Source organism: Rhizobium mesosinicum, from assembly GCF_019511345.1.
Lineage (GTDB): Bacteria > Pseudomonadota > Alphaproteobacteria > Rhizobiales > Rhizobiaceae > Rhizobium > Rhizobium mesosinicum.
The window spans coordinates 321,265-343,097 of the sequence record NZ_JAEUAK010000005.1 but is presented as its reverse complement, the minus strand read 5'-3'; the positions used below and the strand labels follow the sequence as shown (position 1 = coordinate 343,097).

Here is a 21,833-nt window from a genome sequence, read left to right as displayed (position 1 = left end):
TTCGGGATTATTTGAGCGGAATCACGTCCACTGCCTGCACGGAACGCTGGCTGCCGTAGCTCTTGAGGACACCGATAACAGGAGCGACATCGGCGTAGTCGCGGCCGTATGCGACGACGATATGGTCGGTTCCAGCAGGGATATTGTTGGTGGGATCGAGTTCGATCCAGCCGACCGTCTCGCCGCACCAGACGCGGACCCAAGCATGCATGGCGTCAGCCCCTTCCAGCCGCTCCTTGCCGGGCGGTGGTATGGTGCGGAGGAAGCCGGAAACGTAACCGGCGGGGATGCCGAGGCTGCGCAGCGCCAGGATCATCACATGGGCGAAATCCTGGCAGACACCGCGCTTCAGCTTGAAGGACTCCAGCGGAGTCGTGTCGACGCTCGTCGCTTCCGGATCGTAGGTGAAATCCTCGTTGATGCGGGCGCAAAGCGCATAGGCTATCTGCATGACTGTCAGCGAGGGTTGGGCACACGTCTTTGCGTATTCGCTGATCGTCTTGGTTTCCGCCAAACGCGGACTGTCGCCAAGGAAATGGTGGGGCGAGGCCGAATCGAGCGACCAGATTCCGGCGACTTCCTCCGCCAGGTCGGCCAGCAACGGCGAGAAATCTGCCGACATGGCCTGGCTTTCGACCTGCACGCGGGCTTGCATGCGGATGTCGAGCGTTTCATGCGGCGATCGCAGCAGGAAAGATGTTGCCGGATGCTGGAAGAAATCGACGAAATGGGATTGCTCGTCCGGCTGCGGCGAAATGCTGATCGAGCCTGCGACAAGGCGCTGGCGGTTTTGCAGCGAGAGCGGCATGAGACGCATGATGTGGCGGGCCCCAGATGCCGGCGTGTCGTAGGCATAGCCCATATGCAAAGTGAGATCGTAGAGCACGGCCATCATCCGAGATAGGTCTGCGCCAGAAGGTCGGAGAGCTGTTCCAGTTCACGCTCCAGCCGGTGATAGACATCACCGTTCATGGCCTCGGGCGTCATGACGGCGAGACCGGAATGCAGGCGCATCGCCTCGCGGTAGAAGGGCGACATCTGGCCGTTCATGAAGGCGTTCGGAAGCTGCTCGACCTCCCGATGGATCTCGTTCATCTGGAAGAGGATCGAGCGCGGATTGAGAGGATCGAGCGCCAGGAGATCGGTGACGGTCAGCCGCGCGGTGTTGACGTTGTAGCGGCGGCGGTGGGTCATGACGCTGTCGCCGATTTCGAGCAGCATGTCGAGCGCGCCATCGGGCGCTTCCGGGCCGGACATATGGCCGAGAAGCCGCGTCATGTGCAGGCCGCGCTCGATGTATCGGCCAAGCGAGAGAAAGCGCCAGCCTGTGAAGCGGTACATGTTTTCATGCACGAGACCGGCAAAACCCGCGAGCTTGCGCAGCAGGATCGTCATCGCATGGCTGGCATCATCACCTGACGTAATTGTCGAGTGGAAGCGGCGGGCAGTCTTGGCGAGATCGTTCAGAGCCAGCCATCCGTCCGGCGAGAAGCGGTCGCGGATATTGCTCGCCGAATAGACGGCGCTGTCGATGTTGCGCAGCAGCGATTCCGGCACCGGCTCGGCGGTGTCGATATCGACGGCGGCAAGATAATTAGTGACGTCGGCAAGCAGCGGCTGGTTCGGGTCGGCTGCCTCGGCGTAGCGTGCGTGCCAAGCGCGCAGGATGCGCAGCGCTCCTTCGGCGCGTTCGATATAGCGGCCCAGCCAGAAGAGGTTGTCGGCTGCGCGGCTCGGCAGGCTGCCCGGCATATTGCGGGTGAAGCTGCCCTCGGCGGGCAACAGTGTGTGGCGCTCGACCGGTTTGTCGCTGACGATCCAGACATCGGCGGCCGCGCCACCGGATTGCATGGCGATGGCGGCGACATCGTCTCCCGAGCCGATGCGGGCAAAGCCGCCCGGCATGATCTGCCAGCCGTTGGCCGTACGGGCGGCGAACACGCGCAGCGACATCGGCCGCGGCGTCAGCTTGCCGTTGACCCAGGCGGGTGTGGTCGAGAGGGTGACGACTTCCTGACCGACGAGCTTTGCACCGTCGCTTGTCAGCCAGTCTGCAATCGAATTCTTCGCGGTGGCGCGTAGCGACGAGCCGAGGACGGATTCGCCGCTGTCATCGAAGAAGGGCGCGCGGGAATAGGCCGGGCCGATCACCATCCTCTCGATATTGGCAGCCACGTGGTCACGCTCGTCCTTCTGGCCGCACCACCATGTGGCAATGGATGGCAGGCGCAGATCTTCGGCCAGCAGCTGACGACAGACGGCGGGCATGAAGGCGAGCAGGGCGCGCGTTTCCAGAACGCCGGTGCCGAGCGCGTTGACGATGGTGACGGTTTCGGCGCGCAACGACTCTACAAGACCGGGGGTGCCGATATGCGAGTTCTGGTTCAGCTCCAGCGGATCGGCATAGGCGGAATCGAGACGTCGCCACAGCACGCCAATCGGCTTCAGACCGGCGACGGTGCGCACCATGACGCGGCCGTTGACGACAGTCAGATCCTCGCCTTCCAACAGCATGAAGCCGAGGTAGCGGGCAATATAGGCGTGTTCGTAGTAGGTTTCGTTTGCCGGTCCCGGGGTCAGAACCGCGATGCGGTCGTCGCCCGAATGTTTCATCGTCTGCAGCGCGTCTCGGAAGGCGCCGAAGAAGGAAGCCAGGCGGTGAACCGGCGTTTCGGCGTAAATATCGGAAAAGGCGCGGGTGGTCGCCACGCGATTTTCCAGCGCAAAGCCGGCGCCCGAAGGCGCCTGCGTGCGGTCGGCAAGTACCCACCAATTACCGTCGGGGCCGCGGCCAACCTCGAAGGCGCAGAAATGCAGATAGTGACCGGTTGCTGGTTTTACGCCAACCAGGGGTCGCTGGAATTCCGGATTGGCAGCAATGAGGGCGGGGGGAACGATACCTTCCTCGACGAGCTTGTTGTCGCCGTAGATATCGGCAACCATCGCTTCGAGGAGATTGGCACGCTGCACGAGACCTGCGGAAAGAGCCTGCCATTCACGCTCGTCGATCAGCACTGGAATGTGGGAGAGCGGCCAGGCACGCTCGCCGCTGCCCTTGGCGCCGTAAGCCCGGTAGAAGACGCCGGCGTCGCGCAGGTAACGGTCGGCGCGGGCGAACCGCTCGGCCAGATCCTTTTCCGGCATGATGTTCAGATGGGCGAGGAAGCGCTGCCAGACCGGCCGGATGGCGCCGTTATTATCGACCATCTCGTCGGCGATGTCAGGCAGGGGCGCATAGTCGAAGACCGCATCCGCGCCGGCGCGTTCTTCGATTTCGTCCCTCAGTTCCAGTGCAGGCTTTTTGCCCATCAGATCCAGTTTCTTCAAATTCCAGCGGGTCGCCTCAGATCCAGCGTGAGCGGGAATTCAGGCGAGACCGCCTCGGCGCGCGGAATATAACCGCCCGCCGTGTGTCCCCACGGTTCGAAACGGGCAAGCCGGCGCGCTTCCGCCTCGTTGCCGTTGACCGGGAAGGTGTCATAGTTCCGCCCGCCCGGATGGGCAACGTGGTAGATGCAGCCACCGATCGAACGTTTCGACCATGTATCATAAATATCAAAAGTCAAAGGCGTATTCACCGGCAGTACCGGATGTAAACCGGAAGCTGGCTGCCAGGCCTTGAAGCGTACGCCGGCGATGGAAACGCCGGATGTGCCTGTTGGCGTCAAAGGCACGATCCGGCCGTTGCAGGTGACGGTATAGCGCGAGGCATTGCCGGTTTCGAGGCGGACCTGCAGGCGCTCGACCGACGAATCGACATAACGCACCGTGCCGCCGATCGCGCCCTGCTCGCCCATGACGTGCCAAGGTTCCAGCGCCTGGCGCAGTTCCAGTTTCGAGCCTTCATATTCGACTTCCCCGCAGAAGGGGAAGCGGAATTCGAGCTGTGCCTTGAACCATTCGGGGCTGAGATCGAAACCGTTTTCGCTGAGGTCTGCCAGCACGTCGAGGAAATCCTGCCAGACGTAGTGCGGCAGCATGAAGCGGTCGTGCAGCGCGGTGCCCCAGCGCACGAACTTGCCCTCGGCCGGGTTTCTCCAGAAGCGGGCGATCAGCGCACGCACCAGCAATTGCTGGGCCAGCGACATGCGGGCATTCGGGGGCATTTCGAAGCCGCGGAACTCGACGAGGCCGAGGCGACCGGTTGGCCCGTCTGGCGAGAAGAGCTTGTCGATGCAGATTTCGGCCCGGTGCGTATTGCCGGTCACATCGATCAAGAGGTTGCGGAACAGGCGGTCGACCAGCCAGGGCAGGGGCTGCAGTCCGCGACCGGGCGCCGGGATCTGCGCCAGCGCGATTTCCAGCTCATAGAGGCTGTCGTGGCGGGCTTCGTCGATGCGCGGCGCCTGGCTGGTCGGGCCGATGAAGAGGCCCGAGAAGAGGTAAGAAAGAGACGGATGACGCTGCCAGTGCAGCACCAGGCTCTTCAGAAGATCCGGACGGCGCAGGAAGGGGCTGTTGTTCGGATTGCTGCCGCCGACGACGACGTGGTTGCCGCCGCCCGTGCCCGTATGGCGGCCATCGATCATGAACTTGTCGGCGCCGAGGCGGCTTTCTCGCGCCTCCTCATAGATGGCCGTTGTGATGTCGACGGTTTCCTTCCATGTCGAGGAAGGATGGATATTGACCTCGATGACGCCGGGGTCCGGCGCGACACGGATGACGTTGATGCGCTCGTCCTGCGGTGGCGCATATCCCTCGATATGGACGGCAAGGCCGAGAGCGGCAGCCGCGCGTTCGGTCGAGGCGATCAGATCGAGATAATCTTCGAGCGTCTCGGTCGGCGGCATAAAGACACAGAGACGGCCGTCACGCGGCTCGACGGAAATTGCCGTGCGGACGTAACCCCCGATCTCGTTGACGGACTGCGGCGTGGTCGGCTGCTGGCCGGTGAAGGGCTGGAAGTGTGCGGCCTGCAGCTCCCGTCCCCTATCCTGTCCGAAATCCGGCAGTTCGGGCCGCTGCACGAAGGGATCGAGCGGGTTGATGTAGGGATATTGCGAGGGTGGGATATAGGCCAGCGAATTGAGCGGCAGGCGATAGCCAACCGGACTGTCGCCTGGTGTGAGGAAGATTCGGCCGCGCCGCGTCGACCATTTCTCGCTCGTCCAGCTGCGGCCGCTGGCTCGTGCATTCCACGCCTGAACGGGCAGCACATAGCCGGTCGGCCGCGTCAATCCGCGGTCGAAGACGCGGGCGATGCGGCTGCGCTCCTCGCCATCTTTGAGTTTGGAATTCGATGGGTCGACATTTTCGGGAAGTCTTGCTTCCTTGACCAGCCATTCGGCGGGATCTTCGAAAGCAGGGGTCACATAATCAGGCGCCAGATCGAGCTCGCCGGCGATTGCCGTCAGCAGGCGGCCGGCATCGTCCTCCGTGACCTGATAGTTGCGGCCCTCGTTGGCGACGAGACTGTCGTTGGACCAGATCGGCAGGCCGTCCTTGCGCCAGTAGAGCGAGAAGGTCCAGCGCGGCAGGCTTTCGCCCGGATACCATTTGCCCTGGCCGTAATGCAGGAAGCCGTTTGGTGCGAAGCGGGCGCGCAGCCGGCGGATCAAGGCATCCGCCTTTTCGCGCTTCGTCGGGCCAACGGCTTCGGTGTTCCATTCTGCGGACTCGAAATCGTCGATGGAGACGAAAGTCGGCTCGCCGCCCATGGTGAGGCGGACATCTTCGGCTTCAAGGATGCGGTCGACCTTCTCGCCAAGCCCGTTGAGTTCGTCCCAGGCATCGTCGGAAAACGGCTTGGTGATGCGCGGATGTTCGGCGACGCGCGCAACCTTCATGTCGAAGGCGAATTCCGTCTCGGCTTCGCCGAAATAGCCGCCTGATATCGGTGCGGCATTGCGATAGTGCGGTGTTGCAGCAAGCGGGATATGGCTTTCGCCGGTCAAAAGGCCCGAGGTCGGGTCGAGGCCGATCCAGCCGGCGCCGGGGAGATAGACTTCCGCCCAGGCATGCAGGTCGGTGAAATCATATTCCGTGCCTGAGGGACCGTCGAGCGCCTTGAGGTCGGGGGTCAGCTGGATCAGATAGCCTGAGACGAAGCGGGCGGCGAGGCCGAGATGGCGCAGGATCTGGACAAGCAGCCAGCTCGTGTCGCGGCAGGAGCCTTTCGCGAACTCAAGCGTTTGTTCCGGCGTCTGAACGCCTGCTTCCATGCGGATTACATAGCCGATCTGCTGCTGCAGACGCATGTTCAGACCTACGACCATATCGACGGTCTTCTGCTCGGCGCGGTCGAGCGTTTCCAGAAAGGCCTTCAAGCGCGGGCCGGGCTTCTCCGGTGTCATGTAGATCGACAGGTCTTCGCGGATGGTTTCCGGATAGTCGAAGGGCCACATCGTCGCTTCCTCTTCGACGAAGAAGTCGAAGGGATTGTAGACGGTCATGTCGGCAACGAGATCGACCTCGATCTTGAATTCGGTGACCGGGTCGGGAAAGACGAAGCGGGCAAGATAGTTGCCGTAGGGGTCCTGCTGCAGGTTCACGAAATGGTTCGACGGCGTGACCTTCAGCGAATGACTCAGGACCCGCGTCTTCGAATGCGAGGCCGGTTTCAGGCGGATGATCTGTGGGCCGAGGCGGACCGGTTTGTCATATTGATAATGGGTCAGATGGTAGATGCTGGCTTTGATCGACATATTGCTCTTTTTGTCCGCGCGCCGTTGATCGGCTTAGCTGTTCCCGAAGCCAGTGTGTGCAATGCAGCGAAAGAATGCAAGGCAGAATGGTTAACGCGATGAAAGCCTTCAGGCAGCTCTGCTGAACATTACCGATGCCTTCAGCCCCCTGCCGCCGCGGCCCGGGACGAGTGTAAGTCTCGCATTGAAAAGATTGGCAATTTCCTCGACAATCGGCAGGCCGAGACCGGCGCCAGGTGCACCGGATTCGTTGCCGCGGGAGAAGCGCTTTCTGACCGCTTCGAGCTTTTCGGGTGGAATGCCCGGGCCATTGTCTTCGACTTCCAGCCGCACTGTCTCGGCATCTTCAAGAATACGCACGGTCACTTCCGCGCCCTTGCCGGCATAGGCGATGGCATTACCTGCGAGATTGCGCAGCATTTCGCCGATGAGCAGCGGTTCGGCGCGGATCATGGCAGGTCCTTCACCTTCGAAGCCGAGATCGATGCCGGCTTCGGCAGCACGGGGGATCTGCTCGCCGGTGATCTCCTGGGCGATAGCCGTGAGATCGATGGCCGAGGCCGTCAGTGCTTCCTTGGCAGCCGCGGCATCGATCTTGGCCATCAGCAGCAGCTGGGCAAGGATGCGCTCGGCATGGGCAACGGCCTGATCGCCCTTGAGTGCGGCGTGCTGCGCTTCATCCAGTGAACCGGCGCGGGCCGAAAGGGCAAGCTGTGTGCGGATGATCGCCAGAGGCGTGCGGAGCTGATGGCTGGCATTGCCGGTGAAATTGCGCAGCGCATCGAGGGCCGATTGCAGGCGCACCATGAAGGAGTTGACGGTATCGACGAGCGGCTGCACCTCACTCGGTACGGATTGTTCGATCGGATGCAGGTCGTCGGGGCTACGCTCGCCGATGGCATCGCCAAGCTTATAAAGGGGCCGCAGTGCTACCGTGACGGAAATCCAGACGATAAGAGCAGCACCGGCAATCATGACCGCCAGGCGAAGCGCCGAGCGGATGAGAATCGCCCGCGCCAGGTGACGGCGGGCAATGGTGGTTTCGGCAACGGTTACGACAAAGGGCACGGAGCGGATGCCGGTCGAGGCGGAGCGCCTCAATGTCGCGACGCGGATCGGCTCGCCGCGGAAGATGTCATCGGCAAAGGCAGCCGTATCGCCCTGCGTTTCCTTCAGTACGGGAAGCGTCTGATAACCGGTGATGAAATCTCCGGGTGGGCCGTCAACCCGGTAAAAGACGCGATCCTGTGCCGCCGAAGTCAGCATTTCCAGCGCGACATAGGGAATATCGACCTCAAGTGTGCCATCTTCGGCAACGACGACACGTTCGGCAATGGCGAGCGCGGAACCTGCGAGCACGCGGTCGGAGACGATATTCGAGGTCTGCACGGCCTCGCGCCAGGTATCGGCAAGCGCCAGTGTGCCGATCACGGCGGTGGAGATGAGCAGCCAGAAAAGCAGCCGGCGCCGGAGCGAATAGGCAGCAGTCATGAAGCCTCGGGCAGTTTATCGAGGTAATAGCCGATGCCGCGGGCGGTCTTGACCGTCAGGCCATGTGGTGAAAGCCTCTTTCTCAGGCGGCTGACATATTGCTCGATGGCATTGGCCGATATGTCATCGTCGAACGCAGTCAGCGACTGTATGATCGCTTCCTTGGCGACGACCTTGCCGGCGCGCATGAAGAGGATTTCGAGCAGGCCGAGCTCGCGGGCGGGAATGTCGAGCGGAGTGGCGCCGGCTGAAAAGGCGCGGGAATTGAGATCGAGCGAGATTGCTCCGAAACTGACGGTCGAGGAGTGCAGCCCGGCCTGACGGCGAAGAAGCACGCGGACGCGCGCCTCGAATTCGGCAATGTCGAAGGGTTTGATGAGATAGTCGTCGGCGCCGAGATCCAGCCCCTTCACGCGTTCTTCCGGCGATCCGCGCGCCGTCAGGATGAGCACGGCCGCCCGGCTGCCGCGGGCGCGCATAGCACGCAGCACGTCGAGCCCATCCATCTCCGGCAGGTTCAAATCGAGGATGATGAGATCGAAATTTTCCGCCGCGATCACCGCATTGGCCGAGGCTCCGTCATGGACGACATCGACCGCATGACCCGTGCCACGCAAGATCGCCGACAGGCCATCGGCCAGCGCGATATTGTCTTCGGTAAGCAGGATGCGCAACGGATGTTTCCCTCGATTTTTTCGGGGAGTTTATCAGGGATGGCATCCGGCTGTCACAGCGATTCTGGGAATTGGTGAACGGAAGATCCCGAGGCTTATCCACTCCCCTCGACTCGTCTGGCGAGGGGGAGTGGCGCTCGATTCACACAAGTAGATTGATCAGGCTGCCTGGAGAATCTTGATGCCGTGGCTGGCGGTCAGGCTCATGATGCGGCCGATCGCTTCCGGCGTCGGCGGGCCTTTCGGTGCTTCGTTAGATGCGGCGGCTTCGAAGAAGGCGATCATGTCGTCATCGACGATCGCCATCATGATGGCCTGGACCGGGCCGACATTCTGGTAGGCATGTGGTGCGTGGGCCGGAATGGTCACGACATCGCCGGCGGCGGCATTGGTTTCGACAGGCTTTCCGCCAGCCATGCTCCAGATGCGCACCGTGCCTTCCAGGATGCGGAAGATTTCCGGCGAGGCGTGGGTGTGTGGCGGCGTACCGCTGCCGGAGGGAACGATGACATCGATGACATTGAAGGCCGTGCCTTCGAGCTTGCCGCGCTTGCGGACCTGGTCGCCCATGACCCAGAAGGTATCGGCAGCGGCCAGCGGATGGACTTCTGCTGAGCTGTTGGTGTTCATTTCGGTTCTTCTGTCCTGTTTTGCCCGTTTCTCCTTGCCGCATCGAGCAGGGCTTTAATTGCCCATGCGGCGGCCTTGCCGGCTTCCTCGCCGGGAAGGCCCCAATAATCTTTCATCGTCTGCCAGGCAGTGGCGCTGAACAGCAGTTGCACGGTGGCCTCCAGCTGCCTTGCGCCTTCCGGCGTTAGATCCTTTGAAATTTCTGCCAGGCTCTTGCGGAAGGCGGCCTGCCGTTCGTCATTGGCCTGGAGGCGCATCTGCCGGCCGGCACCGCTCGCATGCGATGCGCGCACGATGCCTTCGATACTGTCGAGCGACGCAAAGAGCGCCGGCGGCAGCTCAGTCAGATCTTTTTCGCTTTCCGGCCAGAAACGGACGCCGAGCGAGGCATTCGCCTCGTTCCAGAAAGCCTCCAGCAGCGCCTCCTTTGTGGGGAAGTGCCGAAAGATCGTCCGGCGGTTTACGCCGGAGACCGTAGCGAGCTCGTCAAAGCCCAGAGCATTAGCCGGATCCCGTTCGAACATGGTGCGCACACCCACCAGGATACGTTCCCGGGTGGCCTGTGCTTGCTCAGCCCTTAACGGACTTTCATATTTGGTCACTATTCGTGTATTCATGTCACTATTAATGGCATTAATTTTTGACTTGTCAATGGAGCTTTTCGGCCTTGATCACTGTCAATGCTTCGAGATGCCGATGGCGAGATGGAGGCCGTCATGGTAAGGTCCGGAGGCTGCGTACGGAGACTTTGCAGATGGGGGACCTGTCAGTCGCGCTTGCGGAGACTCCGGAAGAGATCGATGCTGTGCGGCATCTCAGTCGCGCCTTCAGGCAGTGGCTCTATGACAATTATCCGGCCGAACGACCACAGGTCGAGCTTTACTATAACCCTGAAAAGTTCGAGGCATTGCTCGCGAATCTGCCCCACATCCACGCAAGGCCGCAAGGCGCGATGTTTCTGGCGCGTCTCGATGGGGAGAGTGTTGGCTGCGTGATGCAGCATGAGATTGCGCCCGGCATTTCGGAGATGAAGCGTCTCTTCGTTTCTGAGAAGGCGCGTGGCAGCGGCGCGGCGCTTGCGCTCTGCGAAGCTTCGCTGGCCCGAGCGAAAGAAGACGGCTACGGCGTGATGCGGCTCGACACCGGCTATCGGCAGATCGCGGCGCAGAAACTCTACCGTCGGCTGGGTTTTCGCGAGCGGGATGCCTATTATGCGGTCCCTGACGATCTCAAGCCAATTTTGGTTTTCTTCGAGCGCGAGCTCTGATGCTTTGCTTGTTTCACTCTGTCTGCTCAGGCATTCTCTCTTCATGAGGAGCCTTTTCATTCTGTTTTTGTGTCTGGCGCCCGGTCTTGCAGCCGCGGAGCCGATCTTCTATCCGGCGAAATCGGGCAGCGCCGATGCGCCGGTGCTGACGGTCTATTCTTCGCTCGATGAGCCGCTCGCGCAGCCGATGATCCGGGGCTTTCAGGAGGCCAATCCGGATGTGGCGGTCAAATATGAGGATATGCTGACCGGCGACATCTACGATCGGATCGTCCGCGAGACGGATGCCGGCCATAAGACGGCGGACTTTGCCTTCTCTTCCGCCATGGACCTGCAGGTGAAGCTTTCGAACGACGGCTACGCGCAAGTCAGCAATCTGCCGATGAGCGCTCAGTGGCCGAAATGGGCAAACTGGCGCAATACAGCCTATGCGCTGACCTTCGAACCCGCGGTCTTCGTCTATCACAAGCCGAGTTTTGTCCATGAAACGGTGCCGAGTTCGCGTGCGGAATTCGTCGACTATCTGAAGCGCAAGGGCAACGAAGTCTATGGACGGATCGGCACCTATGACATCGAGCGTTCCGGCGTCGGCTTCCTTTTCATGGCGCGAGACCAGGAACAGTTCGGCGACATCTGGTCGGTGATCAGCGCGATGGGGGCTGCAGGCGTCAAACTCTATTCCACGAGTTCGGCAATCCTCGAGCGCGTGGCCGATGGGCGCTTCGTGCTCGGTTACAATATCCTTGGCTCATACGCAGCCGATTGGGCCTCGCGTCACCCCGATGTCGGCATCGTGCTGCCGAAGGATTATACCGTCGTGATGTCTCGCATCGGCCTGGTGCCGCAGGCTGCGGCCGAGCCGGAACTCGGAAGGCGTTACCTCGCCTTCTTCATGTCGAAGGAGGGGCAGACGATCATGGCTCGCGAGCTGCAGATCCCGGCCGTCAGCCCGGAAGTGGCTGGTGAGAACACTGCCAATACGTTGCAGGAACTGCTCGGCGCACAGTTGCGTCCCGTGCCGGTCAGCCCCGGCCTGATGGTCTATCTCGATCAGGTGAAGCGCGCACGGCTGATTGCGCACTGGAATGAAGTGCTGCGGACGCAGTAAAATCACCGGCTCGGCCCATGACGCGGCTGCCTTTTGTGGTCAACTAGGAGAATTACGGCAAAAAAGTGTCTTTCCGCACTGGATATCCAGCTGATGTCAGCTAAATGACAGCTTGATATGATGGCTTGAGCTACTTCCTCTCCGTGGAGGCGGAGAGTTGAAGATTGGGGGGAGTTCCGCTCGCTATCAGGACAATTGCGTCCACCGATCGGTGATCTCTCCTCATTTTCAAAAAAATAGCACTGGCGGTTCGCTCAGCCGCAGCACGGAGGATACATCGTGAAGCATACTTTCATCGCAACCCTTTTGGCAGCGGCCATCGCCCTGCCGGCCTACGCGGCCGATTACACCATCATCGCTCCGGCAGCGCCGGGTGGCGGCTGGGACCAGACAGCCCGCTCGCTACAGACGGTGCTGCAGCAGGAGGGCATCTCCAAGAGCGTTCAGGTTCAGAACGTACCGGGCGCCGGTGGCTCCATCGGTCTCGCACAGTTCAGCAGCCAGAGCGCCGGCAATCCGAACGCCTTGATCGTCGGCGGCTATGTCATGGTCGGCGCTCTCTTAACAAACAAGTCGGCCGTTACGCTCAAGGACGTCACCCCGATCGCTCGTCTGACCGGCGAATATGAAGCCATCGTCGTGCCGGCTTCGTCCGACATCAAGACGCTTGCTGATCTGGTTACCAAGCTGAAGGCCGATCCCGGCGCCGTTTCCTGGGGCGGTGGTTCTGCCGGCGGCACGGACCATATCACTGCCGGCCTGATTGCCAAGGCGTCCGGCGTCGAGCCGACGAAGATCAACTACGTTGCCTTCTCGGGTGGTGGCGAAGCGCTCGCCGCTATCCTTGGCGGCCAGGTCACGGTCGGTATTTCGAGCTACAGCGAGTTCGAATCGCAGGTCAAGGCCGGTACGCTTCGCCTGCTTGCCGTTTCCAGCGATGCGCGCATCCCTGGTGTCGATGCACCGACCCTCAAGGAAGCCGGCACCGATGTTTCCATCCAGAATTGGCGCATGGTCGCTGCCGCTCCCGGCCTGACTGATGAAGAGGTCGCCTCGATTGCAGCCGACTTTGACAAGGTACACAAGTCTGCCGCATGGCAGGAAATCCTGAAGACAAAGGGCTGGGCCGACACCTACCTCGCAGGGGACGCCTTCAAGGAGCAGCTCGAAAAGGATATCTCGGCCACCGAAGGCATTCTCAAAGAGATCGGTCTCGTCCAATGAGCGAAACCGATCACGCATCGGCAACGAAGCGCCGCCCCGATTGGGCGGCGCTGATCATTGCCGTTTTCCTCATTGCCTTGGCCGGCATTGTATTCTGGGATGCCACGCATCTGAAGACGATCGCGCAATATGACCGTATCGGCCCGTCTACCGTTCCGAAGGCCATCGCCCTCGGCCTCTTCTGTCTTGGTATCTGGACGGTCTTCGAAAGCTGGCGCGGCGAATTTCCGGAACGTGAGCATCAGGAAGTGGCGCCCGTCATCTGGGTCGTCGCAGGCCTTGCCGGGCAGATGCTGCTCTTGCGCACCGCCGGCTTTTCGATTGCGACCGGTGTTCTCTTTGCGCTGACCGCACGGGGCTTCGGCAAGCGCCAGATCTGGATCTCACTGCCCCTGGGCATCGTGCTGAGCTTCATCGTCTGGGCGATCTTCTCGCAGCTCCTGCAGCTCATGCTGCCGGCCGGCCCGCTCGAACATCTGTTCTTCTGACAGCGCTCGCCTCGCATGGGGCGCTCTCGGTTTTTTGCTTTTTTCGCGGACGGTCCTGGTGCCCCCTCTGGAGCCGCCGCTTGGGACAAAGACATGAACACATTCGAATTCCTCTGGCAGGGCATTCTGGTTGCTGCGCAACCGATCAATCTGCTGTACGCCCTCATCGGCGTGACCCTTGGCACCGCCGTCGGCGTGCTGCCAGGCATCGGCCCGGCTCTGACAGTGGCGCTGCTCCTGCCTGCCACCTACAAGCTCGATCCAGGCGGCTCGCTCATCATGTTTGCCGGCATCTATTATGGCGGTATGTATGGCGGCTCGACCACGTCGATCCTGCTGAACACGCCGGGTGAAAGCTCGTCGATCGTCACCGCGCTCGAGGGTAACAAGATGGCGCGGGCAGGGCGCGGCGGACCGGCGCTGGCGACAGCGGCCATCGGTTCCTTCGTCGCCGGTCTCATTGCCACGCTCGGACTTGCCTTCGTCGCGCCCTACATCGTCAAGCTGGCGCTCGTTTTCGGCCCGCGCGAATATTTCGCGCTGATGGTGCTCGCGTTCGTCACCGTTTCCTCGGCCTTTGGGGATTCGGCGCTGCGCGGTCTCACCTCGCTCTTCATCGGCTTTGCGCTCGCCATGGTGGGCATCGATCAGCAGACGGGCCAAGCGCGTCTTTCCTTCGGCATTCCGGACCTGCTTGATGGTATCGAAGTGACGACGCTTGCCGTCGCGATGTTCGCGATCGGCGAGACGCTCTACATTGCCGCCCAGGGCAACCGCGGTGAGGATAAGGTGGAAGCGGTGCGTGGCTCGCTCTGGATGAACGCCCAGGACTGGGCGCGGTCGTGGAAGCCCTGGCTGCGTGGCACGATCATCGGTTTCCCGATCGGCGCCATGCCTGCCGGCGGTGCCGAAATCGGCACCTTCCTTTCCTATGCCACGGAAAAGCGCCTGTCGAAGAACCCCGAGGAATTCGGACAAGGCGCTATCGAAGGCGTTGCCGGCCCTGAAGCCGCCAACAATGCCTCGGCCGCCGGCACGCTGGTACCACTGCTGACGCTCGGCCTGCCGACGTCTGCGACGGCGGCAATCATGCTCGCCGGCTTCCAGCAATACGGTCTGCAGCCGGGTCCGTTGCTGTTTGCAACCAATCCGCAGCTCGTCTGGGGCCTCATCGCCAGCCTGCTCATCGCCAATGCGATGCTTCTGGTGCTGAACCTGCCGATGATCGGCCTCTGGGTCCGCCTGCTGACGGTTCCGAAGCCGTGGCTTTATGCCGGCATCCTGCTGTTTGCCACCCTCGGCACTATCGGAGCCAACCCCTCGGTCTTCGAGCTCGGCATGCTGCTCGGCTTCGGCCTGCTCGGCTATGTCATGCGGATATTCGGCTATCCGATCGCGCCTGCGGTGGTCGGCCTCATCCTTGGGCCTCTGGCGGAGCAGCAGCTTCGCCGGGCGCTGTCGATCAGCCAGGGCGACGTAACGACACTCGTCATGTCGCCGATCGCCTGCGGTCTGCTGATCGTCGCGGCTGCAGCCTTCCTCATTCCGCTGATCCTGAGATTGCGTGGCCGCGGCCAGGTCCTCTCGCAGCTCGCGGCAAATGAAGACTAACCAAAAAGACGACCTGACCCCTAATTAGGGCCGGCCGTGGCGACACGGCCGGCCTTTTCTTTGCCATCTGTCATCGCTGCATCGACCGTCAGAATCCGCCTTTCCTTAATAGGCTGAACTGAATTCCTTCTGTGATTTTGTTTGCCGGCAAAAGAAATATGCGTCTTTTGCATAGCAGCGGTGATTTCCTGCACGTTGTGAAGGCATTCGCACCTGCCCATCTATGAGTAGTCAATCAAAGTGCGAGAGGAAAAGAAGATGTCCGCTATCAGAAAGTCGATCCATAATGGTTTCCTGGGCCGCGCCTTTGCAGCGCTCAGTGCTGCAAATGCCGTCAGTGCCGCTGTCGAAGGCGGCCGCAAGCCGCGCGCCCGCGACCTGCAGGAACTTGGCATCGATCCCGTCAGCTTCGGCCGTGTCATCCGGTAAGATGTACCGGATGCCTGTGTTGAAAGCCAAATCATCCATAAATGAATAGCCCGCAACCGGTCGCGGGCTTTGTTTTGGGCGATATTCGAGCCGCAGAGCCAGACCGCCGCGGCTTTTGATCGTCAGGCGCGCAGGCGCTCTTCCTCGGGAACATGCGCTTCCTTACGCTGCTCCTGCCTGTTGTAGCGGATCGACGACCAGAGCGAGATGCCGATCAGAGCGGCGCCGCCGAGGCCGGTGATGACTTCGGGAATATGCGTCAGGGTCTGCACATACATGATCACCGAGAGGATCAGGATCGCGTAGAAGGCGCCGTGTTCCAGATAGCGGTATTCGGCGAGCGTTCCCTTTTCCACCAGCATGATCGTCATGGAGCGCACGTACATGGCGCCGATGCCGAGGCCGATGGCGATGACGAAGAGGTTCTGCGTCAGCGCGAAAGCGCCGATGACGCCGTCGAAGGAGAAGCTGGCATCGAGCACTTCCAGATAGATGAAGGCGCCGAGGCCGCCCTTCGCCGCCTCGCTCATGGCGCGCTGCGATGCATCCAGCATGCCGCCGATGACTTCCACCACCAGAAAGGTCACGAGGCCATAGATGGCGCAATAGACGAAGGTGGTCGCGTCTTCGCCTTCCAGGAGATAGGAGAAGAGCAGGATCAGCAGGAGCACGAAGGCGATCTCGATGCCCTTGATCGTCGCCGAACGCGCCATCAGCTGCTCCAGCGAGCCGATCCAGTGCACTTCTTTCTCATGGTTGAAGAAGTAGCTGAGGCCGACCATCATCAGGAATGTACCGCCGAAGGCTGCGATCGGCAGATGCGCATCATTCATGATGCGGGCATATTCGGCCGGTTCACGCGCCGCAAGCACGAGCGCCTCCCAGGGGCCGATCTTTGCCGCGATGGCGACGATTGCCAGCGGAAAGACGATGCGCATGCCGAAGACGGCGATGACGATGCCCCAGGTCAGGAAGCGGTGCTGCCAGACGGGCGTCATTTCCTTCAGTTTGTTGGCATTCACGATGGCATTGTCGAAGGAGAGTGAGATCTCCAGAACGGCGAGCACCGTGCAGATGAAGAAAACAGTGGCCATGCCGCCCAGCGTGCCGGTCGACTGCCAGCCGAGGACGGCGCCGAGCGCAAGGCCAAGCGCTGTGACGATGAAGGCCCAGCGGAAATAGCCGAGCGAGGATTTGTGGGATTGAGGCTGGTTCATGGCTGCACCTCGCAGCCGCAAACCGTTTCGGAAGATGGGGTGATAACAGAAAAACGCATGCTGCAAAGGGCATGCGCGATTGGCATGGTGAGCTTTTTCATCGATGAAAAATCCGCCGGCTAATTTGCAGGCGGTACCGACATCACGAGAGCGCCGTAAAAACTCTCGCCAGAGGGGCCCGGCACCAGGTTCCCCCGCAGCCGATGTCTGGAGGCGGCGGGTGTCTCACTAGGTAGTGAAGTTACTGCGTCAGTCAAGAAGCGCCGTCAGGCAAGGTTGCCGATTTCTTTGGAACCATACTGGCGCTCACCCGTTCAGTCCTAGCTGAGCCGATGAAACATCTCAGATACTCTTGAAGGAGGGCGACGATGCATAATTCGACCCATGTTCCCGACAGGCGCACGGAAGCGTCAGACCGCATGAAGCGGGCCAAACCAAACCGTATGCAGAGGGCGCAGGTTCTACCCCCGCATCAGGTGGACCTGACGCTGACCCCGGGCGCGATCCACGACATTCATGTGCCGGCACATATGACCGGCGGCGATCTTTCCAAGGGCGGGCTCGATATCAAGAGCGACGATGCTAACCTCGCAAAGCCCGTGCGCTGAAAACCAGTTCCGCAACCGACAGGTGAATACGAATGACGATCAATCTTGTGCCGCGCGATATCTTCATCCAGCACGAATATGAGTGGCAGGCCGTGCGGGAGGCGGCCGAACGCCGGATCGGTATAGGCAAGCGCGAGACGCCATCCATCCAGCCAGGCGGGCAAACCGCAAAGCCGGCTGCCGCACCTTCGCCCGTACAAGGCTGCTGAACACAGGGAACAGCTGAATGAGGCGCTCGGCCGTGCGCCGGGCGTTTCTTTCCGACCAGTTCTTGGTTCGGGAAAGCAATCCACGGCCATGTCTTGCCAACCTTTCCGAAAGGATTGGGCAGCGATAATCCGGCCCGTTAAAGGGAATCGGATCGATGGCCAAGACAGCAACACGCGGACGCCGCAAGGCACCGGCAAAAAGGAAGGGCAGCGCGTCCTCCGGCGGCGCGATGCCGTGGATGGTGATCGGCATCGCTGCGGTGGGCGCTATTGCCGCCTATGACAACTGGAAGAGCATCAGCCCGATGCTTGGCAATGCACCGGCTGCAGTCATCCGTGCGGCGGCTGAAGCCAAGCCTCAGGCGCCCAAGGAAGCGCCCAAACAGGTTGCCGTCACAGCACCTGCCGCCAAGCCGCGGCAGACGAACGACCCGGTGCCACCTGCGGCGATCCCCTCGGCTCCGGTGCCAGCGACAAAAATCGTGCCGGCCTCTATCTCCCCTGTTGCCCCGCCCTCTTTGGAAACGGCCAAAGCGGCTTTTGGATATTGCGGGCAGGGCGAGCATATCAATTGCGTCGGCGATGCCGGCACCTTCTGGTATAAGGGTGAGAAGATCGTCATCGCTGATATGGTGAGCCCGGACGTCGACCGCGCGCGCTGTGAAGACGAGCGGAAGATCGCCTTTGCCGCCAAATCGCGGCTGCTCGTGCTGCTGAATGCCGGTCCGTTCAACATGAATGCCGCCGGCAAGGCGGATGACCGTGGCGCGCCGCGCGTTATTTCGCGCGATGGACGCTCCTTCGGCGCGCGCCTTATCGATGAGGGCCTAGCCAGGAAGCCGGGATCTGCCGGCGGCTCCTGGTGCGCCTGAGCCCCAACTCTAACGACCTCTTATTTTCCAGCGTTTTTCCGTGCCGGTGCCTTGCCGCTGGTGCGGAAGCTGCCGGTGAAGGCCGAATCCTTGCTTTCCGCCGTGCATTCGATGGCCGTCGGCTTGCCGGTATAGGGATTGCCGAAGGTGCAGAAGCCTGCAACCTTCACCTCGCCGGTCATCTTGTTGCCGACACCCGTGGTGACGAGGCTGAGCGGCAGGCGGGCATTGCCGTTGGATGCAGGCTTGATGCCCTTCCCATCGCCCTGGAAGCCCAACAGCTTGCCGTCCGAGGTGAAGATGAAGGTGACGGTGCCATTGACGAGCGTCACACTTGCCAGCTCTCCCTTGCAGCCCTTCGTGGCATCGAACTTGGCAACAACTAGTTTCTGGCACTTGCCGCCAAGGGCGATGACGCCGGGCGCGCCCGGAAAATTGTCATCGGCCTGCGCAGCAGCTGCAAAAGCAAGGGTGGAAAAGGCGGCGATGGCACGCGCAGATAATTTCATTTCGATTCGAACCCCATGTCCTGACGAGGCGAATCAATGCCTCAGGTTCCATTATCGCGCATGGCATGGCTCTGTGTCCGAATTTGGTTTCGATCCTTCGGATATGATTTGGGAAGAGCCGGCGCAGGTGGCTTGGTCTGGAGCGCGAAGCCGGCAACTTGAAGCGGGAAGCTAAAAAGGCCTTTCGATTTCTCGAAAGGCCTTTGCTTTTCAGCGAATTAGGATGGTGGGCGTGACAAGGATCGAACTTGTGACCCCTACGATGTCAACGTAGTGCTCTCCCGCTGAGCTACACGCCCATCCGATGTCGGCGCATAGATCACAAAACCTCCGGAGCCGTCAATAGGCTTTTTTGAAGTTTTGTGACGAGCCGCCAGGACACCTTATGCGGCAAGCATCTTGTTGACCTCGTCGACGAGATCGCGCAGGTGGAACGGCTTGGAAAGGACCTTTGCATCCTTCGGAGCCTTCGAATCAGGGTTCAGAGCAACGGCTGCAAAGCCGGTGATGAACATCACCTTCAGATCGGGATCGAGTTCGGTCGCGCGGCGCGCCAGTTCGATGCCATCCATTTCCGGCATGACGATATCGGTCAAGAGCAGGGAGAACGGCTCCTCACGCAGGCGGTCATAAGCGCTCGCGCCGTTGTCGTAGGAAAGGACCTTGTATCCGGCCTTTTCGAGCGCCTTCACGAGGAAGCGGCGCATGTCGTTGTCGTCTTCGGCGAGAAGTATCTTCTGAGTCATTAATCCGGACCGCTGATCACTAGTGCTTTTTATGGGATACCAGCCGTCTACACTACACTTCGCCCGGTAAACAACCGGTGAAATCGCCCTGGCCGCGACCGCCATCCCTTCTATGTAGTATGGACTTAAGGGCAGGCAACTGGCAACATAGCCGTCACAGCCACTTGATGACATGGTAAAGAGGGCAGAAAGTGCCGGAAATACGCGAATACGAGCTTTTTGAAGTGCATGAGCCCGTGTCGCAGACCATTCCCTTCGTCTACAACTCCCCTCATAGCGGCCGCATTTATCCACCGGAATTCATCGCGCAGTCGCGGCTGGAGGGTATCTCCATACGTCGGTCCGAAGACCATTATGTCGATGAGCTGTTCGGCGCAGCCGTGGATCTTGGTGCGCCACTCCTTCTTGCGAATTTTCCGCGCGCCTATCTGGACGTCAATCGCGAGCCCTATGAACTCGATCCACGCATGTTCGACGGGCTGTTGCCGCCCTACGCGAATATCAACTCGCTGAGGGTTGCCGGCGGACTTGGCACCATTCCGCGCATCGTGGCTGAGAATATGGAAATCTATGCGCGCCGGCTGCCCGTTCAGGAGGGGCTGGAACGTGTCGAAAGTGTCTACAAGCCCTATCACTCGACGTTGCGGCGGCTGATTGCACGCACGCATGTACAGTTCGGCTTCGGGGTCCTGATCGACTGCCATTCGATGCCGGGCAACGTGCGGGTTGCCGGCAGCAGCGCGCGGCCCGATTTCATCATCGGCGACCGCTACGGCACCAGTGCTTCAGCGGAGCTTTCGCGTACGGCGATCGGCATCCTCGAAGAAATGGGTTTTGCGGCGATCCGCAACAAACCTTATGCCGGCGGCTTCATCACTGAACATTACGGCCGCCCGTCACGCGGGCTGCATGCGCTGCAGATCGAGGTCAACCGCTCGATCTATGTCGACGAAATAACGCTGGAGAAACGGCCCGATTTCGGCATCGTTGCGACCGCCATCACATCATTCATGCGGCAGATGGCCGACTATGTCGATAAATTCTTCGGCGATCAGGCGCTCGCGGCCGAGTAATTTTTGCCTTCAGGTCAAAAAAAACCGCGCTTTGTGAGCGCGGCTAAGTCTAGGGAGGAAACACCCAAGGAGGGTATTTACAGTCAGAAGACTGTAGTCGGAAACTACTGCTGCGCTGCACAAATGTCAAGCATTATATTGCGCTGCAAAATATTTAGGCAGCATGCCGGAAATTGCCTGCTGTATTTGCATTCCGCTGCTTTTTCGCTATGAAAAACGCCATTTCCCGCCAGTCACGGATTTTTCCATGCTTCCTGACCGTTCGTTCTTCAACCGTCTCGCCGAAGCTGCCAAGGCGGAAACCTTGCCGCGTTTTCGTTCGGGCATTTCTGTCACCAATAAGCTGTCTTCCGGCTTCGATCCGGTCACCGAAGGCGACAGGGCGGCGGAGACAGCCATCCGCGCGCTGATCGAAGCGCATTTCCCTGAGCACGGTATTCTGGGTGAGGAGCATGGCGATATCGGCCTCGATCGCGAGCATGTATGGGTGATCGACCCGATAGATGGCACGCGGGCCTTCATCTCCGGCGTTCCGGTCTGGGGCACGCTTATCGGCCTGCAGAAGAACGGCCGGGCGGTCGCCGGCATGATCGAGCAGCCTTTTACCGGCGAGCGTTACTTCGGCGACGAAAATGGTTCGACCTATAGCGGGCCTGAGGGCGAGCGCCGGCTGCAGGTGCGTGATTGCGACGCCTTGTCCAACGCGATCCTCTTCACCACCTCGCCACATTTGTTCGTCGGCGAGGAGATGGCGAAATATCGCGAGATCGAGAGCCAGGTGCGGCTCTTCCGTTATGGCTGTGACTGTTATGCCTATGCGCTACTGGCGGCAGGCCATGTCGATCTTGTCATCGAGAACAGCCTCAAACCTTACGACGTCGGCGGCATCATCCCCGTTATCGAGGGCGCCGGCGGTATTATGACCACCTGGGACGGGCGGCGGCCGGAAAATGGCGGCTCCATTATCGCTGCCGGCAGCAGGGCGGTCTACGAAGAGGCGATCGCCATCCTGCAGCGCTAAGCATGTCGCGTA

At 60.8% G+C, this 21,833-nt stretch carries 21 protein-coding genes and 1 tRNA gene; 11 read left to right on the top strand and 11 right to left on the bottom strand.

Translation table 11 applies throughout. The features are described 5' to 3' along the window. Window positions 1–7: 7 nt before the first annotated feature. The 7 genes from JNB85_RS16165 to JNB85_RS16135 all read right to left on the bottom strand — a co-directional run bounded on the left by JNB85_RS16165 (window position 8) and on the right by JNB85_RS16135 (window position 10,056). On the bottom strand, window positions 8–895 hold the full coding sequence (locus JNB85_RS16165) for a transglutaminase family protein (RefSeq protein WP_220335345.1): 888 nt from the start codon (window positions 893–895) through the stop codon (window positions 8–10). Continuing rightward, on the bottom strand, window positions 892–3,309 hold the full coding sequence (locus tag JNB85_RS16160) for a circularly permuted type 2 ATP-grasp protein (RefSeq protein ID WP_220335344.1): 2,418 nt from the start codon (window positions 3,307–3,309) through the stop codon (window positions 892–894). Before JNB85_RS16160 ends, JNB85_RS16165 begins: the two co-directional genes overlap by 4 nt. 14 nt (window positions 3,310–3,323) lie before the next feature. Next, window positions 3,324–6,644 carry a transglutaminase family protein gene (locus JNB85_RS16155; RefSeq protein ID WP_220335343.1) on the bottom strand — a complete coding sequence of 1,107 codons (3,321 nt, stop codon included), beginning with the start codon at window positions 6,642–6,644 and terminating at the stop codon, window positions 3,324–3,326. 108 nt (window positions 6,645–6,752) lie between these two features. Further along, complete coding sequence (locus tag JNB85_RS16150; protein WP_220335342.1) at window positions 6,753–8,135, bottom strand: sensor histidine kinase; 1,383 nt, start codon at window positions 8,133–8,135, stop codon at window positions 6,753–6,755. Beyond that, the gene (locus JNB85_RS16145; RefSeq protein WP_220335341.1) at window positions 8,132–8,809 is read right to left on the bottom strand and encodes a response regulator; all 678 of its coding nucleotides are present in this window, start codon (window positions 8,807–8,809) and stop codon (window positions 8,132–8,134) included. The genes JNB85_RS16150 and JNB85_RS16145 overlap by 4 nt, the downstream gene beginning before the upstream one ends. 159 nt (window positions 8,810–8,968) lie before the next feature. Beyond that, a complete protein-coding gene (locus JNB85_RS16140; RefSeq protein ID WP_220335340.1) occupies window positions 8,969–9,439 on the bottom strand; it encodes a cupin domain-containing protein in 471 nt (156 codons plus the stop codon). Beyond that, the gene (locus tag JNB85_RS16135; RefSeq protein ID WP_220335339.1) at window positions 9,436–10,056 is read right to left on the bottom strand and encodes a TetR/AcrR family transcriptional regulator; all 621 of its coding nucleotides are present in this window, start codon (window positions 10,054–10,056) and stop codon (window positions 9,436–9,438) included. Before JNB85_RS16135 ends, JNB85_RS16140 begins: the two co-directional genes overlap by 4 nt. A 137-nt stretch (window positions 10,057–10,193) precedes the next feature. Here JNB85_RS16135 and JNB85_RS16130 point away from each other — a divergent pair, with 137 nt between their 5' ends. From JNB85_RS16130 to JNB85_RS16105, 6 genes are all read left to right on the top strand, one after another. Further along, window positions 10,194–10,706: a GNAT family N-acetyltransferase gene (locus tag JNB85_RS16130; protein ID WP_220335338.1), complete on the top strand. Its 513-nt coding sequence runs from the start codon at window positions 10,194–10,196 to the stop codon at window positions 10,704–10,706. 43 nt (window positions 10,707–10,749) lie between these two features. Then, window positions 10,750–11,814 (top strand): ABC transporter substrate-binding protein, encoded by a 1,065-nt coding sequence (locus JNB85_RS16125; RefSeq protein ID WP_223216516.1) that lies wholly within the window; start codon window positions 10,750–10,752, stop codon window positions 11,812–11,814. Between the two features lie 279 nt (window positions 11,815–12,093). Then, entirely contained in the window at window positions 12,094–13,038 is a 945-nt protein-coding gene (locus JNB85_RS16120; protein WP_220335337.1) for a Bug family tripartite tricarboxylate transporter substrate binding protein, read from the top strand. Next, the gene (locus tag JNB85_RS16115) at window positions 13,035–13,526 is read left to right on the top strand and encodes a tripartite tricarboxylate transporter TctB family protein (protein ID WP_220335336.1); all 492 of its coding nucleotides are present in this window, start codon (window positions 13,035–13,037) and stop codon (window positions 13,524–13,526) included. The genes JNB85_RS16120 and JNB85_RS16115 overlap by 4 nt, the downstream gene beginning before the upstream one ends. A gap of 93 nt (window positions 13,527–13,619) precedes the next feature. Further along, window positions 13,620–15,137: a tripartite tricarboxylate transporter permease gene (locus JNB85_RS16110; protein WP_220335335.1), complete on the top strand. Its 1,518-nt coding sequence runs from the start codon at window positions 13,620–13,622 to the stop codon at window positions 15,135–15,137. Window positions 15,138–15,395: 258 nt separating this feature from the next. Further along, a complete protein-coding gene (locus JNB85_RS16105; RefSeq protein ID WP_184398949.1) occupies window positions 15,396–15,566 on the top strand; it encodes a hypothetical protein in 171 nt (56 codons plus the stop codon). 122 nt (window positions 15,567–15,688) lie between these two features. Here the strand turns inward: JNB85_RS16105 and JNB85_RS16100 are convergent, their stop codons facing one another. Continuing rightward, window positions 15,689–16,783 (bottom strand): DUF475 domain-containing protein, encoded by a 1,095-nt coding sequence (locus tag JNB85_RS16100; protein ID WP_220335334.1) that lies wholly within the window; start codon window positions 16,781–16,783, stop codon window positions 15,689–15,691. A gap of 368 nt (window positions 16,784–17,151) precedes the next feature. On the opposite strand from JNB85_RS16100, the gene JNB85_RS16095 reads away from it, so the two are divergent. From JNB85_RS16095 to JNB85_RS16085, 3 genes are all read left to right on the top strand, one after another. Further along, on the top strand, window positions 17,152–17,391 hold the full coding sequence (locus tag JNB85_RS16095) for a hypothetical protein (RefSeq protein WP_220335333.1): 240 nt from the start codon (window positions 17,152–17,154) through the stop codon (window positions 17,389–17,391). A 32-nt stretch (window positions 17,392–17,423) separates the two neighbouring features. Beyond that, on the top strand, window positions 17,424–17,600 hold the full coding sequence (locus tag JNB85_RS16090) for a hypothetical protein (protein WP_220335332.1): 177 nt from the start codon (window positions 17,424–17,426) through the stop codon (window positions 17,598–17,600). 155 nt (window positions 17,601–17,755) lie between these two features. Next, window positions 17,756–18,472, top strand: a complete 717-nt coding sequence (locus JNB85_RS16085) for a hypothetical protein (RefSeq protein ID WP_220335331.1) — start codon at window positions 17,756–17,758, stop codon at window positions 18,470–18,472. 20 nt (window positions 18,473–18,492) lie between these two features. Here JNB85_RS16085 and JNB85_RS16080 read toward each other — a convergent pair whose 3' ends face one another. From JNB85_RS16080 to cpdR1, 3 genes are all read right to left on the bottom strand, one after another. Further along, window positions 18,493–18,981, bottom strand: coding sequence for a hypothetical protein (locus JNB85_RS16080; RefSeq protein WP_220335330.1), 489 nt, complete (start codon window positions 18,979–18,981; stop codon window positions 18,493–18,495). 224 nt (window positions 18,982–19,205) lie between these two features. Further along, a tRNA-Val gene (locus tag JNB85_RS16075) sits at window positions 19,206–19,280 on the bottom strand. Between the two features lie 84 nt (window positions 19,281–19,364). Next, complete coding sequence (cpdR1, locus tag JNB85_RS16070; RefSeq protein WP_003542883.1) at window positions 19,365–19,727, bottom strand: response regulator CpdR1; 363 nt, start codon at window positions 19,725–19,727, stop codon at window positions 19,365–19,367. A gap of 191 nt (window positions 19,728–19,918) precedes the next feature. Between cpdR1 and JNB85_RS16065 the strand changes: the two genes are divergently transcribed. Together JNB85_RS16065 and hisN are read left to right on the top strand one after the other, a co-directional pair. Next, window positions 19,919–20,800, top strand: a complete 882-nt coding sequence (locus JNB85_RS16065) for an N-formylglutamate amidohydrolase (RefSeq protein ID WP_220335329.1) — start codon at window positions 19,919–19,921, stop codon at window positions 20,798–20,800. Between the two features lie 247 nt (window positions 20,801–21,047). After that, the gene (gene hisN / locus JNB85_RS16060; RefSeq protein WP_220335328.1) at window positions 21,048–21,821 is read left to right on the top strand and encodes a histidinol-phosphatase; all 774 of its coding nucleotides are present in this window, start codon (window positions 21,048–21,050) and stop codon (window positions 21,819–21,821) included. Window positions 21,822–21,833: the final 12 nt, after the last annotated feature.

Coding starts and splice junctions, on each gene's coding strand:
- JNB85_RS16165 (WP_220335345.1), bottom strand. CDS start 895: ATGATGGCCGTGCTCTACGATCTCACTTTGCATATGGGCTATGCCTAC.
- JNB85_RS16160 (WP_220335344.1), bottom strand. CDS start 3,309: ATGGGCAAAAAGCCTGCACTGGAACTGAGGGACGAAATCGAAGAACGC.
- JNB85_RS16155 (WP_220335343.1), bottom strand. CDS start 6,644: ATGTCGATCAAAGCCAGCATCTACCATCTGACCCATTATCAATATGAC.
- JNB85_RS16150 (WP_220335342.1), bottom strand. CDS start 8,135: ATGACTGCTGCCTATTCGCTCCGGCGCCGGCTGCTTTTCTGGCTGCTC.
- JNB85_RS16140 (WP_220335340.1), bottom strand. CDS start 9,439: ATGAACACCAACAGCTCAGCAGAAGTCCATCCGCTGGCCGCTGCCGAT.
- JNB85_RS16135 (WP_220335339.1), bottom strand. CDS start 10,056: ATGAATACACGAATAGTGACCAAATATGAAAGTCCGTTAAGGGCTGAG.
- JNB85_RS16130 (WP_220335338.1), top strand. CDS start 10,194: ATGGGGGACCTGTCAGTCGCGCTTGCGGAGACTCCGGAAGAGATCGAT.
- JNB85_RS16125 (WP_223216516.1), top strand. CDS start 10,750: ATGAGGAGCCTTTTCATTCTGTTTTTGTGTCTGGCGCCCGGTCTTGCA.
- JNB85_RS16115 (WP_220335336.1), top strand. CDS start 13,035: ATGAGCGAAACCGATCACGCATCGGCAACGAAGCGCCGCCCCGATTGG.
- JNB85_RS16110 (WP_220335335.1), top strand. CDS start 13,620: ATGAACACATTCGAATTCCTCTGGCAGGGCATTCTGGTTGCTGCGCAA.
- JNB85_RS16105 (WP_184398949.1), top strand. CDS start 15,396: ATGTCCGCTATCAGAAAGTCGATCCATAATGGTTTCCTGGGCCGCGCC.
- JNB85_RS16100 (WP_220335334.1), bottom strand. CDS start 16,783: ATGAACCAGCCTCAATCCCACAAATCCTCGCTCGGCTATTTCCGCTGG.
- JNB85_RS16095 (WP_220335333.1), top strand. CDS start 17,152: ATGCATAATTCGACCCATGTTCCCGACAGGCGCACGGAAGCGTCAGAC.
- JNB85_RS16090 (WP_220335332.1), top strand. CDS start 17,424: ATGACGATCAATCTTGTGCCGCGCGATATCTTCATCCAGCACGAATAT.
- JNB85_RS16085 (WP_220335331.1), top strand. CDS start 17,756: ATGGCCAAGACAGCAACACGCGGACGCCGCAAGGCACCGGCAAAAAGG.
- JNB85_RS16080 (WP_220335330.1), bottom strand. CDS start 18,981: ATGAAATTATCTGCGCGTGCCATCGCCGCCTTTTCCACCCTTGCTTTT.
- cpdR1 (WP_003542883.1), bottom strand. CDS start 19,727: ATGACTCAGAAGATACTTCTCGCCGAAGACGACAACGACATGCGCCGC.
- hisN (WP_220335328.1), top strand. CDS start 21,048: ATGCTTCCTGACCGTTCGTTCTTCAACCGTCTCGCCGAAGCTGCCAAG.